Origin of the sequence: Sphingobium estronivorans (assembly GCF_008692605.1) — a bacterium.
GTDB lineage: Bacteria > Pseudomonadota > Alphaproteobacteria > Sphingomonadales > Sphingomonadaceae > Sphingobium > Sphingobium estronivorans.
Genome location: NZ_LFCT01000002.1, coordinates 94558 through 112002 on the forward strand (window position 1 = coordinate 94558; position 17445 = coordinate 112002).

14 protein-coding genes and 1 tRNA gene are annotated in these 17445 nt (G+C 61.7%); 10 read left to right on the top strand and 5 right to left on the bottom strand.

Going from position 1 to position 17445, the window contains the following annotated elements; genetic code table 11:
• Positions 1-49 precede the first annotated feature (49 nt).
• From F7P65_RS01900 to F7P65_RS01910, 3 genes are read left to right on the top strand one after another with little or no spacing between them, the layout of a single operon-like run.
• Positions 50-1015, top strand: coding sequence for a hypothetical protein (locus F7P65_RS01900; RefSeq protein ID WP_150290054.1), 966 nt, complete (start codon positions 50-52; stop codon positions 1013-1015).
• Positions 1012-2271, top strand: coding sequence for a hypothetical protein (locus F7P65_RS01905; protein WP_150290055.1), 1260 nt, complete (start codon positions 1012-1014; stop codon positions 2269-2271). The genes F7P65_RS01900 and F7P65_RS01905 overlap by 4 nt, the downstream gene beginning before the upstream one ends.
• Before the next feature lie 60 nt (positions 2272-2331).
• Positions 2332-2811: a hypothetical protein gene (locus F7P65_RS01910; protein ID WP_150290056.1), complete on the top strand. Its 480-nt coding sequence runs from the start codon at positions 2332-2334 to the stop codon at positions 2809-2811.
• 558 nt (positions 2812-3369) lie between these two features.
• On the opposite strand, the gene htpG is transcribed toward F7P65_RS01910, so the two are convergent.
• The 3 genes from htpG to F7P65_RS01920 form a co-directional block, all read right to left on the bottom strand.
• Positions 3370-5256, bottom strand: coding sequence for a molecular chaperone HtpG (htpG, locus tag F7P65_RS01915; protein WP_150290057.1), 1887 nt, complete (start codon positions 5254-5256; stop codon positions 3370-3372).
• A 301-nt stretch (positions 5257-5557) separates the two neighbouring features.
• Entirely contained in the window at positions 5558-5701 is a 144-nt protein-coding gene (locus tag F7P65_RS22605) for a hypothetical protein (RefSeq protein ID WP_420853293.1), read from the bottom strand.
• Between the two features lie 104 nt (positions 5702-5805).
• On the bottom strand, positions 5806-6552 hold the full coding sequence (locus F7P65_RS01920) for a class I SAM-dependent methyltransferase (protein WP_240334165.1): 747 nt from the start codon (positions 6550-6552) through the stop codon (positions 5806-5808).
• A gap of 120 nt (positions 6553-6672) precedes the next feature.
• On the opposite strand from F7P65_RS01920, the gene F7P65_RS01925 reads away from it, so the two are divergent.
• Positions 6673-7122: an Rrf2 family transcriptional regulator gene (locus F7P65_RS01925; protein WP_150290059.1), complete on the top strand. Its 450-nt coding sequence runs from the start codon at positions 6673-6675 to the stop codon at positions 7120-7122.
• Positions 7123-7206: 84 nt separating this feature from the next.
• Here F7P65_RS01925 and F7P65_RS01930 read toward each other — a convergent pair whose 3' ends face one another.
• Positions 7207-8391 (bottom strand): tyrosine-type recombinase/integrase, encoded by a 1185-nt coding sequence (locus tag F7P65_RS01930; protein WP_150290060.1) that lies wholly within the window; start codon positions 8389-8391, stop codon positions 7207-7209.
• Between the two features lie 144 nt (positions 8392-8535).
• Positions 8536-8625: transfer RNA gene (locus tag F7P65_RS01935), tRNA-Ser, on the bottom strand.
• A gap of 122 nt (positions 8626-8747) precedes the next feature.
• Between F7P65_RS01935 and hspQ the strand changes: the two genes are divergently transcribed.
• The 6 genes from hspQ (at position 8748) to F7P65_RS01965 (ending at position 17318) form a co-directional block, all read left to right on the top strand.
• Positions 8748-9119: a heat shock protein HspQ gene (hspQ, locus tag F7P65_RS01940; protein ID WP_150290061.1), complete on the top strand. Its 372-nt coding sequence runs from the start codon at positions 8748-8750 to the stop codon at positions 9117-9119.
• Positions 9082-9858: a GDSL-type esterase/lipase family protein gene (locus F7P65_RS01945; RefSeq protein WP_150290062.1), complete on the top strand. Its 777-nt coding sequence runs from the start codon at positions 9082-9084 to the stop codon at positions 9856-9858. The genes hspQ and F7P65_RS01945 overlap by 38 nt, the downstream gene beginning before the upstream one ends.
• A gap of 121 nt (positions 9859-9979) precedes the next feature.
• Positions 9980-11914: an OPT family oligopeptide transporter gene (locus F7P65_RS01950; protein WP_150290218.1), complete on the top strand. Its 1935-nt coding sequence runs from the start codon at positions 9980-9982 to the stop codon at positions 11912-11914.
• Positions 11915-12055: 141 nt separating this feature from the next.
• Positions 12056-14827, top strand: coding sequence for a TonB-dependent receptor (locus F7P65_RS01955; RefSeq protein WP_150290063.1), 2772 nt, complete (start codon positions 12056-12058; stop codon positions 14825-14827).
• On the top strand, positions 14827-15897 hold the full coding sequence (locus F7P65_RS01960; RefSeq protein ID WP_150290064.1) for a phytase: 1071 nt from the start codon (positions 14827-14829) through the stop codon (positions 15895-15897). The genes F7P65_RS01955 and F7P65_RS01960 overlap by 1 nt, the downstream gene beginning before the upstream one ends.
• Positions 15898-16001: 104 nt before the next feature.
• Complete coding sequence (locus F7P65_RS01965; RefSeq protein ID WP_150290065.1) at positions 16002-17318, top strand: acetyl-CoA hydrolase/transferase family protein; 1317 nt, start codon at positions 16002-16004, stop codon at positions 17316-17318.
• Positions 17319-17445 lie beyond the last annotated feature (127 nt).

Genomic DNA, 17445 nt, shown 5'->3' on the forward strand with positions numbered 1-17445 from the left:
CAAATCTCATGATTTTTTGTGAACTGGGTGTGCCACGTGGGCATATTCGATGAGCAATGATAGCGGACTGAGCGTCTGGGTCGGTGACCTTGACGGGTACATTAACTTAGACGCGATCAGCGCGGCGAACGAGCGTGAGGCCGAGCAGGCGGCGCTTGAGCTTGAGCTCGACGAGATCGGGGAGCTGCGGCTGCTCGCGGGTAAATCGACGTCGGCCAGACAGCTGAACTACAAGGACATCACGCCGTCTGATTGGCGTCATGCCGTGCATCAGGCCGAAATGGCAATCGGTTCGGAGCCTGATACCATCTTCGGCCATAGCTCACAAGGGCAGGATGGTGCGGAAGAACACCTCATTCGTGCCATGCTGAAGCTCGGTCATTCCTATGCTGTAGCGCGATATGCTCAGTGGGAACGCCTGGACTATCCGTCAGCGATCACCGCTACGCTACCGCACGGCATAAGGGCACTCATCAATCAGTTTCTCGCCGCCGAGGCCATTCCACGTTCCGCTGGCACGGAGGAACGCATCCGATCTGTATTGACCGATGACCAGACTAGCGCAATGACAGCATATCGCCGCGCCGGAATGTTGCAGGCCGCTCTGCATGACATCGCCGATGAAACGGCTGGTCATGCAGGGGGTGAGGCTCTTGATCGTGAAAGGACGAGGGCAATTCTCGCCCTGGCACGCCTTCGCTTCTCCGCACGGGAACTTCGACTGTCGTCCGTGACAGAACTTGGGGAACTCGCGGAGGCCTATACCGCCGATCGAGAAACGCTGGGGGCTAAGCGAGAATTGCTGCCATCAAATAGGCGATCCATCAGGAACTGGCGCCTTAGGCACATCCGCTCACTGCTGGATTTCTATCCCTACTCTATCCGACACGGCCTTGCTCGCGCCGCGCGTTCTGACCAGTTCGATCGCGTCGCGATCGTGAACGAACTAGCCCTCGCGCATTGTGGCATCTTGAGTATGCGTCGGGCAGGTCGAAATCGCACTCGCTCCCGATGAGCCAGGCCTATCGCTTCCACGGTCCAGCCAATGTGTCCGTGCCGGATCGGCCTGTGCTATTACGCAAGCGCAAGAAGCAGGCGCGGGAACGACTCCACCTCGTCGGAGCCGACACATTGTCGATCAGCGATCACAATGGGACGCGGGCGATCGAGACATATGCCGCAGTCGATGGACGCGCCGTCACGCTAACAAGGCGCGAGGTGGATCTGATCACACTAGCGAACCCCGGAATGGAGCCCCCAGCCGCGCTGGAGGATCTCCACCCGTGGCTTCCTGAGTGTCGTTTCCTGAATGATTCTGTGGCCAGTCTTCAAGCAGCCGATGCCATTGTCCGGCGCTTTGGGCAGCATTTTGTCTCCGCATCGTCGTTCTGCGACGAGAAATGGAACACCATCTGCAACGCGCTGCGCCAAAGCAGCATCTATGACGCGCGCTTCTATTCGGCCTGGCATCTGCCGATCCAGGAAGCGCAAATCCTTGAGGAGGTAAACTCCGACAGAAGCGTCATCGCGATCGATTTCAATGGCATGTATCCCGGTTGCATGCAGCACGATTTCCCCAAGCCATCTGCTCTGCGCCTGGTGCGCCTCGACCGAGATCTGGATCCGAGCGAAATCCTCACTACCGGCCTGTACCGCTGCGTGCTCCATGAGCCGGCCACGGACTTCATCGCGCGGCACAATCCGCTTCGCAGCTTCCATGCCGGACGGCATCTGGGTGCACAACTGAATGAGCCGATAGCGATCGACCTTAACGAATTCGAACTAGCCTTTTTCAGTAGGCATTTTCGCCGCATCCATCTCGTCGAAGCCGTTGTCTCGAACGAAACCATCTCGCACCCCCTCGCCAGAGAAGTGAGACGGTCATTCGCCCGAAGGAAAAACTATCGGCATCAGGGCAACAAGGCCCTCGCGGACAGGGAAAAATTCCTCGCCACGCTGATGACGTCATGTGCAAGTCGTCCATCGAGACCGAGGCGAACTTTCGAAACCCGGGAAGCAGCGATGGCGCACGTTCGATCTCACTATGGAATCGACGTGCCGGCAGATGAGCCGGAAGCCGCTACTGACATCTGGCTGGATGGCCGTAAAGGCGTGACGGTGCATCACGGAGACAATGGCGTCGATGTTCGCGGCCCGGCCCTTCAGAACGGTTCCGCATGCCATCTTCTGGGGCAACGGATCGTGGCACGCGGTCGCATCATGCTGCTGGAGATGATGGAAAGAATTCTTGTCAGCGCCCCGGATGTGTAAATCTGCTACACTAACATAGACTCTATCCACTTCTCGCTTCCGACCATTCATCGGGACCGCGTGGTCGATTGGCTGGAGCGCGAGGCGTCCGATGCGATGGGCTCGTTCAAAATCGAAGCGGTCACGCAGCACGGGCTGTGGTTGGAGCCAGGGCGTTACTGGCTGTATTCGGACACAGAAATCGTCAAGTTCAGGAACCGAAGCATCGGCGATCAGCAGCAGCCATTCAGGGATCATGCGATTCATGTTGCTGGCCGGCGCATCGGCGATCTCCATGTGCCCGTCCGGATGACGCTCGCTATGGAACGCACCATGTCTCCCTCCCGCTCGGTTAAGCCAGACGGCGATGACAGACTGGTCCGTCAGCGCCTGATCGAGATCGGTGACAACACGACCTTTATGGACGTCATGGGCAGGCTCGAACGCAATCAGCGGCAGGCTATCCCTGCACGCATGAAGGCATTTAAAGCCGTAAGGGAAAAAATAGATACTTCCCGCAACGCTGCCTCGGCGCGGGAAGATAATGCCATTGTCATGTAACCCCGAAGGGGCCCGCAAGGGGCGTGTTCAATGAACACTGGCTGCAAGAACAGATTGACTGGGCAGATCCTGCGCCAACTGTCATGCCATGAATCAAGGCCTGAGCCAACACGTTTATCCCCCGCGTCGCTACTTCAACGCGGTGGAGGATACCGTTTTCATGTAAGCCCGTGGGGGCTTCTGTGGCGGGCGTGTTCGGCAGGTGGGCGACCAGGATTGGGCATCCTAATCCCTAGCGAACGAACTCTCGAGTGGCCGGTAATGGTGTAAGCCGACTTTCAACTGGTGGCTGCGGAACGGCCTAGTTCGGTCGACAGCCGCCGATAACCGGACGTTCCGGAGCCGGGAACGGGAAAACCGCGGCTGAACGACCGGAAAGGGTCGATCACAGGAAGGCACTTAGAAAATCAGGCCTGGCGGTTGGCGCTGCCATGACAGCCGGTGCCGACCGTTCCCATTAGCGGGCTAAACGATCGGCACCCTTCTTTCTGCTTCAGGCCGAGCGTTTCACGGCCGGCTTTTGGATAAGTGTCAGCCTCGTTGTCGGGACATGAGGCGTTAGTTTAGCGACTTCGCCATTAACCGCTCCAGCCGCTCAGCAAAAGCGCGAGGATCCGCGGGTGGCTGACCTTCGGCGATACGCGCTTCGTCGAGGAGCAGGAAGGCGAGGTCGCTCCGCTCTTCGTCGTTTGCCCCGGCCTGGCCTAGCTTAGCGATCAGCGCATGGCCGGCATTGACCTCCAGCACCGGCTTTGCTCGCTCGGGCGCCTGTCCGGCCGCAGCCAGCATCCGCTCGAGCTGCAGGTCCATCGCGCTTTCCGATGCGACGATGCAGACGGCGCTGGTCGTCAACCGGTCGGAAACGCGGACATCGGACACCTGTTCGGCCAAGGCGTTCTTGGCAAAGCTGATGAAGCTGCTCACATCCTCGCTCGGCGCGTCCGTCGCTGCGCTGCCTTCAGCCAGCGGGATCAGGCTGAGGTCGGTCGCGCCTTGGGTCACCGACGTGAAGGGCTTCCCGTCATAATCCACACCAACGGTCGTCCAGAAGCTGTCGACCTGGTCGGGCAACAACAGAACCTCGATCCCACGCGCCTTGAAACCTTCGAGCTGCGGCGATTGAGCGATGCGATCGAGATCGGTCCCGGTCGCATAATAGATTGCGGTCTGGTTGTCCTTGAGGGAGGCGGCATAGTCCTTAAGCGAGCGCCACTCGCCGTTCGACGTGCTGGTCTTGAACCGGGCAAGGCCCAGCAACTGTGCGCGCCGCTCGAAATCCTCATAGAGGCCTTCCTTGAGCACCGCCCCAAAATTCTCCCAGATCGCGCCATAGCGGTCAGCATCGCTGGTTGCGATCTTGTCCAGTTCCGACAGGATGCGGTTGCTCACGCCCTTCTGAATCGCGGACAAGACAGGGCTGTCCTGGATCATTTCGCGCGACATGTTGAGCGGCAGGTCGGCGGAATCCACAAGACCCCGCACGAAGCGCAGGTAGCGAGGCAAGATTTCCGCCTCGTCGGTAATGAAGACGCGGCGGACATAGAGCTTGATCCGACCCTTGCGGTCGGGATCGAACAGGTCGAACGGCTTGGTTTCGGGAATGAAGATCAGGGCAGAATATTCGTGCCGCCCCTCCGCGCGATAGTGGAGCGTCAGCGCGGGCTTGTCGAACTGGCCCGCGACGCTGCGGTAGAAGTCGGCATAATCTTCTTCGCTAATATCCGACTTGGCCTTGGTCCAAAGTGCCGCCCCATCAGCGACCTGGCGTTCTTCCTCCTCGCTGCCCAGCTCCTTGATGAAGATGGGCACGGGGACATGGCCCGACTGCGCCTTGACGATCCGCTCGACCGTGTAACGCTCGGCATAGGTCTTCGCATCGTCCAGCAGATGCAGGGTCACCCGCGTGCCGCGCGCTGGCGCCTCCGCGGTGTCAACTGGCGCAATCGTGTATGTTCCGAGGCCATCCGAGGACCAACTGGCGGCCTCATCAGTTCCTGCACGCCGCGATACGACATCGACATTTCCCGCTACCATGAAAGCTGAATAAAAGCCGACACCGAACTGGCCGATCAACTGCTGGCCCTCACCATTCTTGTCAGCGGTTAGCTTTTCCATGAAGGCCTTGGTCCCCGACCGCGCAATGGTGCCCAACGTCTCCCCCATGTCGGCTGCGCTCATGCCGATACCATTGTCCTCGACGATGATTGTCCCGGCTTCCTTGTCGAGCGCCAGCGTGATGCGCGGCTGCGGTTCGTCGCCGAACAGGGCCGGATCGGAAATTGCCTCATATCGCAGTTTCTCGCACGCGTCGGCCGCGTTGGAGATCAGCTCGCGGAGGAATACGTCCTTGTCGGAATAGACCGAATGCACCATCATTTGCAGCAACTTGGAAACATCCGCCTCGAAGGCATGCGTTTCAGGGGCGCTCACGGTGTCGGTCGTCATGGGTCTTTGCTCTCTGATGTGGCAGACTGTGCGACGGTCAGATGGATCGAATGCGATTTCCATTCAAGAGGTGAGCCTGAAAGCCCGCCCGTCATGGCCCTGCCTGTTAAAGGCGGTGCCAATCAGAAATTTGTCGCAACCTTTGTTTCACAGCGACCCTGCGCAGGGATTTCTCGATCTCAACGCCACAAGAAGCGTCGCCTCGGTTCTTGAATGACGCCTTGTTCAGTTGCGCCAGGGCAGGCTTACTTGCAGCCGCCTCGACATCGGCGCGATGTGCGGCGCTGCCTCGACCAAGGTGTTAGCGATGGTGTAAAAAGCGATCCGCCATAGTGGTCCATGTCGACATTGCGGTATCGGCCACGCCTGTGCTGTCCGTTACAATCAGATATCCCGTCTCTTTTCTCAAACCATGGCGTGCGCCAGGCGCACCCCAGATCGCCATCAGCCGCGTTGCGCCAACTCAACAAGGGAAACGGAGAAAAAACCGGACCCACCGCAACTGGGGATCAAAACTTCTGGCCGAACGGCCGGTAAGGGTCGAGCATGTTAGCGTCGGGCCACTCCGATCAGCGCGGTTGATGGAACAGACAGGATGGGATGCCCCTCCGCAATTCGCCGAATCTCGGCGACAACAGCTGCTTTTTCCTCGTCGATAAGACTGGTCCAGTCGGGCGACATGCCAAACAATGTGTCGGGATCATCTAGGGCCGTGACCTCGAGAGTATAGTCATGGGTGACGCGCTCGATGTCTGGATCGCGATAGCCGGCGGCGATCATTTCGCGGGCGAAGTCGTTTGGGTCGCTCAGAGCTCTCACCGCTTCCGGCATCGCCATGCTGTCGCGACCGGGGAAGAGGTCCTGGCGAATGTTACCCAGCAGCAGGAAGGTTGCTGCGCCACGTTCCTGCCAAGTCGCGACGATGCCATGTCCGCCTGGACGCGTAACTCGAGCCATTTCGGCTAGCCCCTTGCGCCAGTCGGGGAACATGATGACCCCGAAGATCGAGAAGACGGCGTCGAACGCCCCGTCCGGCAGCGCGAGCGCCTGTCCGTCCATGACACCGGCTTCGACATTGGGTAGCTTCGCCGCCGCGATGCGGGCTACCATCCCCGGCGAAAAGTCGGTCGCAAGCACCTGTGCGCCTGTTCGGGCAGCCGCCAGCGCCAAGGCCCCGGTGCCGGCCGCGACGTCCAGGACGCGACTGTCAGGCCCCAACCTTATCCGTTTCAGCGCAGCCTCTGCATAGCGTTCGGTGAAGGGGTGGGCCGTCTTTTCATAGTGCTGCGCCGCCATGTCCCAATGGTCAGGGTTTTCGAACTCTCGCATTTCCTGTGCTCCACGAATCATGTAACATTATGAGTATCGTGAAATATCGGATTTGCCAATCCGGGCGGGCATGCAAAAGATCGGGTCGTGCGCAACGATAGTCGTCTCTCGCGGATGCTTCATGTGCTGCTCCATATGGCGCGGCATGAAGGGGCCATGACGTCCGAGACGATCGCGAGGATGCTAGGCACTAATCCGGTGGTCGTTCGACGCACCATGGCAGGGCTGCGGGACGCAGGATATGTGCGCTCCGAAAAGGGGCATGGCGGCGGCTGGGTTATCGCGGTGGATCTGGAGACAGTCTCGCTCCTCGACGTGCATCGGGCGGTGGGTGGCCCCCGCATTTTCGCTATCGGCAATGAGCATTCTCATCCCGAATGTGCAGTTGAGCAGGCCGTCAACGAGGCGTTGCAGGATGTGCTCGCGGATGCAGAGGCACTCCTGGTCGCTCGGTTAGGTGCGGTGAAACTCGCTGAACTGGCCCGAAACGTCGATGCGCGCTGCGCAATCGACAAGGAACGCGCGCCCTTGGGTTAATCGGCCCCCCTTCAGCAAGCGGACGGTCTGGTCATCGGGATCCGTAATTTAGCGCTGAATGACCGATTTGGGTCGATCACGCTATTACGTCTCAATCTCCGGCTTTGGCGGGACATCCTTGTTGGGGAGTTTGATGCAATGATCCGCCCAGTCAATCATGAGCTTGCGACGTTTCTCCAGCAGATTGCCTCGGCGATAGGCCGCCTCGGTCTTGTCGCGTACCTTGTGGGCAAGAGCCGCCTCGGCGACCTCGCCAGAATGATCCGTTTCTTCGCTGGCCCAGTCCCGAAAAGCTGATCGAAAACCGTGCGCCGTGCAGTCCTCTTTCATCTCGCGCAACAGCTTCGTGAGCGTCATGTCGGACATGGGGGCATCACCTTTAGCTCCAGGAAAGACTAGGATGCGCGATCCAATGCGTAGCTCGAGGCATCGCTCGATTATTCGGAGCGCGGGCGTGGATAGGGGAATGACATGTTCCCGGCTCGCCTTCATGCGCTCCTTTGGAATAGTCCACAGCTTGGCGTCCAGATCAAATTCATCCCAGGTCGCTCCACGGACCTCGCCGGAACGTACAGCCGTCAGAATAGCGAAACGCAGCGCAAGGCGACTGAAGGACTCTCGCCGGGCCAATCTGGTCATAAAATCGGGCACTTTTGTGTAAGGCATGGCTGCGAAGTGTCCGTCTTTCTTGGGTTGGCGAGGCAGCCCTTTGGTCACCGCCCGCATCGGCGCTTCGCTATCGCGGTAGCCAGAGGCATAAGCCCAGTCCAACACGGTGCCGATCCTTTGCCGCACCCTGCGAGCAGTTTCCGGCTTGGACAACCAAATCTCCGATAGGACATTACGGATCATCGGCCCGGTGATGTCATGCACCTGCAAGTCACCGATCTCGGGGAACACATAGCTGTCGAGCGTCTGGAGCCATTGCTTCGCGTGCTTCTCATTTCGCCAGTTTTTGCCATGCGATGCAATGACCTTCGCGGCGGCTTGCCTGAAGGTCGGGACACCCTGCAACTTGCGTCGCTCGAACAAAGGATCGAGACCCATTTCCACCCAGGTCCGGATTTCCCGAGCGCGCTCCCTGGCTATCGAGAGTGAAACCTTTGCCGCGCTGCCGAGGCCGAAATCGCGGCGGTTGCCATTTTTCTGTACGCGGCAGACCCAGCTTTTCGCGCCGCTGGTTTGGATCACCAGGAAAAGGCCGTCGCCATCACCATGTCGTCCTGGCCGCGTGGCCGCCTTTACCGAGGTCGCAGAGAGCTTTCCCATCGCTCAGAATCTCCCACATTTTTTCCCACATTGCCAATCGGTCACCGATGGACGGGAGGGGATGGGAGCGGACACGAATCGCGCTCAAGGCCGCACGAAAGCTGACCTTTCGTGATTCGCGATGGATGGGGGAAGACAGTGTATTGGCGGAGAGGGAGGGATTCGAACCCTCGGTACCCTCGCGGGCACGCCGCATTTCGAGTGCGGTGCATTCGACCACTCTGCCACCTCTCCGCAGAAGGTCCGGCGCGTGCCGTCCCGGTCGAGCGGCGGCCATTAGCGAATGAATTCACCCTTGCCAAGCGGCCGAGAGCATTTTTCTTGTTTCAGGCCGTAAGCATCCTAAATTACGTCATATGAACGACACGATTCAGATTTTCGGATCCGATATTTCCGCCCCGCCCATCGTCCACGCCCGCTTCAGCATCGGGGATGTGGTGCAGCATCGGCTCTTCGGCTTCCGGGGCGTGGTGTTCGACATCGACCCCGTCTTCGCCAACACAGAGGAATGGTATCAGGCCATTCCTGAGGGTGTGCGGCCGGACAAGGATCAACCCTTTTATCACCTGCTCGCGGAAAATGGCGAAACCAGCTATGTCGCCTATGTCAGCCAGCAGAATCTGATCGCGGACGACAGCGATGAGCCTGTGGACCACCCGGCCATTGCCGGCATGTTCGGCACCTACGCCCATGGCAAATATCAGCTGCGCCCGCTCCACCGGCACTAGGGTCCACCGGCGACGGGGGCTGGCAGGGCCGCTGTTCGCGGCGTTCCTGCTCGCGCCGACCAGCCCGCTTTGCGCCGCCGAGACGCAGCTTCCCACGATCAGGGTCAACGCCGACCCCGCCTTCCCCTTCTCGCGTGAGATCGAGGCTTTCGCCAAGGCCAATGAGGCGGGACCGCCCATCACCGATGCCACGCTGTTCCTGGGCAGTTCCAGCATCCGCCTGTGGGACATACCGGCCAGCTTCCCGGACATCGGCACGGTCAATCGCGGCTTTGGCGGGGCGACCACGCCCGATGTGCTGCATTATTACAAGCGCCTGCTGCCCAGGGCCAAGCCGCGTTCCATCCTTGTCTATGTCGGTGAAAATGATCTGGCCGCCGGCGCCACGCCCGCAGAGGTCGCGCATAATGTCCTGACCCTGCTCCGGCAGCTCCGCACCGATTATCCCAAGGCGCATATCGCCTATCTGTCACTCAAGCCGAGCCCGATCCGCTGGACGCTCTGGCCGAAAATGGCGGCGGTCAACATGACCGTGGCGGCGCGTGGGCGGGTGTCCGGCTTCGATTATCTGGACGTCGGCCGGGTGTTGCTGGCCCCCGACGGACTGCCTGACGCATCGCTGTTCCGGGCCGACGGCCTGCACATGAACCCGCGCGGCTACACGCTCTGGACCAGACTGGTCGATGCCTATCTCGACGGAGCCGTAGACGCCGACCGCAAGCCGGTTGCCCCTTCCTGACTCACTTTCCGATTGATCCACGCCCAAGCAACATTATTACCGGACATTGATAAAACAAGCGCAGGCAAGGGAGCGACCAGTGAGTAGTGCAGCGATAGGCGATTCGGCCAAACCGGCCCCCATGGCGGAGCTGACGCTTCGCGGCGTCATATTGGGCGCACTCATCACCCTGCTGTTCACCGCGGCGAATGTCTATCTGGGGCTGAAAATCGGCCTGACCTTCGCCACATCGATCCCCGCCGCCGTCATCTCCATGGCGGTGCTGCGCCTGTTCGCGACCGGCACGATCCTGGAAAACAACATCGTCCAGACGATCGCGTCGGCGGCGGGCACGCTGTCGGCGATCATCTTCGTGTTGCCGGGGCTGGTCATCATCGGCTGGTGGCAGGGTTTCCCCTATTGGCTTTCCGCCTTCACCATCGCCCTGGGCGGCATATTGGGCGTCATGTATTCGGTGCCGCTGCGCCGCGCGCTCGTCACCGGCTCCGACCTTCCCTATCCCGAGGGCGTCGCCGCCGCCGAGGTGCTGAAGGTCGGCGCGGGTTCGCGCGAGGGTCTGGAAGAGAATAAGCGCGGCCTTGCCGCCATCGTCGCCAGTTCGGTCGCCGCCGCCGCCTTCTCGATCCTCGCCAAGACGAAGCTGATCGCGGAGGAAGCCGCCACCTTCTTCAAATTCGGCGCGGGCGCCACCAGCGTCTCCACCAGCTTCTCCATGGCGCTGATCGGCGTCGGTCATCTGGTCGGCCTGTCGGTGGGCGTCGCCATGTTCTTCGGCCTGCTCATCAGCTGGGTCGGCATCGTCCCCACGCTCACCGCCCCGCTGCCCTCCGGCGCCGATCTGGCGGACATTGTCGGCACCACCTTTCGCATGAAGGCGCGCTTCATCGGCGCAGGCACCATCGGCATCGCCGCGATCTGGACCCTGCTCAAGATACTGGGGCCCATCGTCAGCGGCATCCGCTCCGCCCTGGCCGCGGCCAGGATACGCAAGGCCGGCAATGCCAGCCTGCTCGACCTGACCGAACGCGACCTGCCCATCGGCATCGTCGGCGGCACCATCCTCTCCTCGCTGGTTCCCATTGCCGTGCTGCTGTGGATGTTTGCGCAGGGCGGCCCCATCGCGCTCAATCCGGTGCCGATCATCGCCCTGACGCTGGCCTATATCCTGGTCGCGGGCATCGTGATCGCCTCGGTCTGCGGCTATATGGCGGGCCTGATCGGCGCGTCGAACAGCCCGATTTCCGGCGTCGGCATCCTCGCGGTGCTGGGCGCGTCGCTGATCCTCGCGGCGATCTACGGCTCGGGCGGCGATCCGAAACAGAGCGAGGCGTTGATCGCCTATGCCCTGTTCGTAACCGCCATCATCTTCGGCGTCGCAACGATTTCCAACGATAATCTTCAGGATCTCAAGACCGGCCAACTCGTCGGCGCAACGCCCTGGAAGCAGCAGATAGCCCTCGTCCTCGGCGTGATCTTCGGCGCGCTGGTGATCCCGCCGGTGCTGGACCTGCTGAACAGCGCCTTCGGCTTCGCGGGCGCGCCGGGCGCCAAGGCCAGCGCCCTTCCGGCACCGCAGGCTGCGCTGATCTCCGCACTGGCCAAGGGCGTGCTGGGCGGCGATCTCGACTGGAACCTCATCGGCTTCGGCGCGGGCATCGGCGTCGTCGTCATCGCCATTGACGAATTGCTGGGCAAGGCGGGCAAGCTGCGCCTGCCGCCGCTCGCGGTGGGCATGGGCATCTACCTGCCCATGGCGCTGACCCTGCTGATCCCGGTCGGCGCGGTCATCGGCCATGTCTACAACCGCTGGGCGCTGCGCCAGTCCAACCCCGAATTTGCCGAGCGCATGGGGGTGCTGATGGCGACCGGCTTCATCGTCGGCGAAAGCCTGTTCGGCGTGGCCTTCGCGGGCATCGTCGCGGCGACCGACAGCGACGCGCCGCTGGCGCTGGTGGCGGAAAATGGCTGGGCCGTTCCCGCCTCCATCATCCTGTTCGCGGCGGCGATCGGCGGGCTATATGCGCGCCTCAGGCGGCAAGCCGCTGCGCCTTTGTAATAATTTGCAACAAGGGCGTTTTTCATCGAACTGTCATCGAAATAACATTTCCCTGTAAGCTATAGCCGTCACTGCCCCCTCGACCGGATGGGGGGCAGCGGTTCGCCGCTGAACTCCCGTCGGCAACAGGGAGACTTCCGCATGAATCGTCTTTTCCGTGGCGCAAGCCGCGCGGCCATGGCCCTTGCCCTCACGACGCCCGCCGCCGCGCTGGCGGGCACCATCACCGGCACCGTGTCCGACGGCACAGGCACCCGCGCACTTCAATCGACCCAATTGCGCATCGTCGAACTGGGCCGCGTGGCCGAAGCGGGCCGCGACGGCAGCTACCGTTTCCCCGACGTGGCGCCCGGCACCTACACGCTCGAGGCCCGCTATGTCGGCGCCGATCCGGTGCGCGCGACCGTCATCGTCCCCGCCACCGGCGATGTCGACGCCGACATCCGCATCGGCTCCACCATCGACAGTTCGATCATCGTCGTCGGCCAGGTCGCGAATCAAGCCTCCGCCCTCTCTCGCCAGCGCGCCGCCGATGGCGTGGAAAGCGTCCTGACCCGTGACGCCGTGGGCCAGTTCCCCGATCAGAATGTCGCGGAATCGCTGCGCCGCCTGTCGGGGGTCAACATCCTCAACGACCAGGGCGAAGGCCGCTTCGTCTCGGTTCGCGGCCTCGACCCGGAACTCAACGCCGCCTCGGTCAACGGCGTGCGCCTGCCTGCGCCGGAAAGCGACGTCCGCTCGGTCGCGCTGGACGTGATCCCGTCCGAACTCATCGAATCCATCGAGGTCAAGAAATCGCTGACCCCCGATATGGACGGCGACACCATCGGCGCCTCGATCGAAATCAACACCACCAGCGCCTTCGACCGCAAGAAGGACCTGTTCTCGATCAAGGCCGAGGGCAGCTATAACGACCTGACCGACAGCGTCACGCCCAAGGGCAGCTTCGATTTTTCGAAGAAGATCACGGACAATTTCGGCATCGCGGGCGGCGCCAGCTATTATAAGCGCCGCTTCGCCACCAATAATGAGGAAATGGACGGCTGGGATGTGGACAACGGCATCGCCTATGCCGACACCATGGAATATCGCGACTATGACGTGACCCGCAAGCGTATCGGCGCTTCGCTCAGCCTCGACTGGCAGCCCAGCCCCTCGACCAAGCTCTACGCCCGCGGCCTCTACAGCCAGTTCGACGATCAGGAATATCGCCGCCGCCTGACCTTCGAAATGGACGAAGCGCCCTCCTCCGGCAGCGCGACGACCGCCGGCTTCGACTCGCAGGACGGCGAGATCACCGTCACCCGTGACCTCAAGGACCGCTTCGAACGCCAGCGCATCCGCTCGCTCAGTCTGGGCGGCGAAACCAATACCGGCCCATGGAAATTCACCTATATGGGCAGCTTGTCGAAATCCTCCGAGCGCGAGAATGGTTCGATCGACCCGGTCGCCTTCGAACGCAAGTTCGATGACGGCGACGATTTCGGCGTGGTCTTCGACTATGGCAATCCGCGCCGGACGGCCTATGCCATCACCTCGGGCGCCGACATCTTCCTCGACCCCGGCGAATATGAATTCGACAAGGTGGAACGCACCACGCTGAGCGATTCGCAGGATGAGGAATGGGCGGTCAAGGCCGACATTTCCCGCAAGTTTGCGATGAACGGCGGCGAATTCACCATCCAGGCGGGCGGCAAGGCCCGCTGGCGGACCAAATCCTATAATGGCACTTTCGATGTCTATAAGGGCTTTGACGGCGACCTGACGCTGGCCGATGTTCTGGGCAAGCAGGATTACGACCTTGCCAGCATCGATCCGGTCCCGGCGAAAAAATCCTTCCGCAAATATTTCAACGAGAATTTCTCCAGCTTCGAACTGGACGATGGCGACACATGGCAGGCATCGAACGAATCCGACTATAGCGTCGATGAGGATATTCAGGCCGCCTATCTGCTTGGCCGCTGGGACAGCGCAAAACTGCGCGTGGTCGGCGGCGTGCGCATGGAGCACACGAAGAACGACATCACCGGCAACCTGCTCGACCTCGACGCGCAAACGCTGACCGTGCTCAACGTCAAGCGCAGCTATACCGACTGGCTGCCCAGCCTCACCGCCCGCTATGAGCCGGTCGCCAACCTTGTCCTGCGCGCCGCCGGTTATAAGAGCCTGGTCCGTCCCAAGCTGTCGCAACTCGCCCCTCGCGTCGTCATCGAAGACAATGAGGGAGAATTCGGCAATCCCGACCTCAAGCCCTATCGCGCCTGGAACATCGACCTGTCGGCGGAATATTATTTCGGCCGCAACGCGGCCCTGTCAGGCGGCTTCTTCTGGAAGGACGTGAAGAATTTCACCTACGTCCAGGTGATCGAGGACTATCAATATGGGTCCGCGCTGCTGGACGAGGCATCGATCCCTGTCAACGGCGCGAGCGGCAAGATCAAGGGCGTCGAACTCAGCTACAGCCAGGTTTTCGATTTCCTGCCCGCGCCCCTGGACGGCCTGCTCGCGCAGGTGAACTACACCTATACCGACGCCAAGGGCACGGTGCTGACCGATGGCGACATTGCCGATCCGCGCAGGATTCCGCTGGCGGCGTCTTCCAAGAACACGCTGAATGTCGTGCTGGGCTATGAAAAAGGTCCGCTCTCGCTGCGCGCGGCGGGCACCTATCGCGACAAATATCTGGATGAAATCGGCGATAGGGCGGAGGAGGACCGCTATGTCGACGATCATTTCCAGCTCGACCTCAGCGCCAAATATCGCATCACGCCGGGCGTGCGCGTCTTCGCCGACTGGGTGAATGTCACCAACGCGCCCTATTTTGCCTATCAGAATCTGGGCGGCCGCCAGCGTCTGCTGCAATATGAAAATTACAGCTGGACCCTCAAATTCGGCGTGAGCGCGAACTTCTGATGAGGAAAAAACTCCTTTTCACCCTGCCCTTCCTCTCGCTCGCGGCCTGCGCCACGGGCGAACGGGAGGTCCCGGTCGAAACCCGCATCGCCAACGCCACCCCCGCCGCGACCGTCACGGCGCGGGGGGAAACCGTTCCCGTCGGCACCGCCAATGCCGACGCGGCGGACGATCCGGCGATCTGGCGCAACGCCGCCGATCCCGCGCAAAGCCTGATCGTCGGCACCGACAAGAAGGCCGGGCTGTATGTCTATGGCCTTGACGGCAAGACCCGCGACTTTCTGGACGCGGGCCGGGTCAATAATGTCGACCTGCGCGACGGCGTGGCGATCCATGGCGGAAACGGCATCCTCGTCGTCGCCAGCGACCGCAACGATGTCGCCCAGGCGAAGCTCGCCCTCTTCCGGCTCGATCCCGCCACCGCCAAGCTTTCGGCGCTGGGCAAAATCGATGCGGGCCAGGGCGAAGCCTATGGCGTCTGCCTGTACCGCGCGCCGGAAACGATCTATGCCTTCATCGTGCTCAAGGACGGCACGGTCCACCAGATTGCGCTCGACACCGGGAGCGCCGCGCCTTCGGGCAAGATCGTCCGCAGCCTGAAGCTCGGCACCCAATCGGAAGGCTGTGCGGTCGATGACCGCACCGGCATCCTTTATGTGGCGGAGGAGGATGTCGGCCTTTGGCGCTTCGACGCCCGCGCGACCGGCTCGACCGCGCCGACCAAAATCGCTGCCGCCGACGGCAGGAACCTCGTCATGGATGCCGAAGGCGTCGCCCTTGCCCCCATCGGGGAAAAGGACGGCTATGTCCTCGTTTCCAGTCAGGGCGACAATGGCTATGTCCTCTATCGCATGAGCGACGACAGCTATGTCGGGCGCTTCCGCGTGATCGACGGCATCCTTGGCGGCGCGGAGGAAACCGACGGCATCGAATTGATGCTGGGCGATTTCGGCCCCAATTACCCCGGCGGCCTCTTCGTGGCGCAGGACGGCCATAACGCCGCCGCCGCCCAGAACTTCAAACTGGTCGCCTGGAACGACATCATGAAGGCGCTGGGGATCACTCACTAACGCGCGTTCGTTCAGGAGAGGGCCTGCAAGTCCTCTCCTCCTTTCAGCCCCATTGCATTCAGCACCCGACAACGCGACATTCCTCCAAAATGGGGGAGAGCTTCATGTCCATCGTTGAAACCTACCGCGCCAAGACCATGACCGCCGCACAGGCCGTCGCGCTGATACCCGACGCCGCAAAAATGGTCGTCGGCCTCGGCGTCAGTTACCCGCCTGCCCTGATGGATGCGCTGGCCGACAGGGTTCGCGCGGGCAACCTCACCGGCGGCACCCTCTATTGCATGCTGGCCTGCCCGGCCGCGAGCAAATCCATCCTCTCCTCCGACCTGCACGACCGCATCCGTCATGTCAGCCTGTTCCATGGCGGCGTCGAACGCGCCACCGACGCGTTGCGCGCAGGCACGACGCAGGCCTTCGTTGAAACGCTCCCGGTCCAGTTCCACCAGATCCCCCGCATCCTGACCGAGAATCTGCGCGCCGACACGCTGTTCACCACGGTCTCACCGATGGATGCCGATGGTTGCTTCAGTCTGGGCACCAATACGGATTATGCCCTCGCCGTCGCACGCAGCGGTGCCCGGCTGGTCGTGGAGGTCAATCCCGCCATGCCCACTGTCCATGGCGACTGCAAAATCCCGCTCTCGGCAGTCGCCGCCATTGTGGAGAACGACGCCCCGCTGTTGCAGATCCCCGCCCTCCCCCGGACCCCCAATGACGAAGCCATCGGCGCCATCATCGCGGAGATGGTGGAGGATGGCGCCTGCCTGCAAATGGGCATTGGCGCCGTGCCGGACGCGGTCTGCGCCGCGCTGATGAATCACCGGCACCTCGGCATCCACACTGAACTTCTGACTCCCGGCCTCGTCGGCCTGATCAGGGCGGGCGCGGTCGACAACAGCCGCAAGGCGATCCTGCCCGGCCGCTCGGTCTTCACCTTCGCCATGGGCGATCAGGACCTCTACGATTTCCTGCACGACAACCCGACGCTGGCAGCGCATCCGGTCGAATATGTGAACGCCCCCCACATCATCGCGCAGAACGACCGAGTGATTTCCGTGAACGCCACCATTCAGGTCGACCTCAGTGGCGCCTGCAATTCGGAATATATGAACGGTCGCCAATATAGCGGCACCGGCGGCCAGCTCGATTTCGTGCGTGGCGCCTATGCGTCGAAGGGCGGCCGCTCGATCATCGCCTGCCACTCGACCGCCGCGAAGGGGAAGGTTTCGCGCATCGTGCCCTGGCTCGACGGCCCGGTCACGACGCCGCGCACCGACACCCATATCATCGTCACCGAATATGGCTGGGCCGATATGAAGGGCAAGACGCTCTCCCAACGCGCCCGCGCGCTGATCGCCATCGCTCATCCCGATTTTCGCGAAGAGCTGGAACGGGCCGCCTTCGAACGAAGATTGTTCTAAGGCCCGTGGGGATTGAGTTCAGGGTGACGCGAAAATGGTGGCGTTCGAGAACCGGCGCGCAGCGTATTTAAAGGAGGCGAGCACCGGAAGCGCAGAAAGTTGGCCCGCCATGGGGTGAATCCCCCAC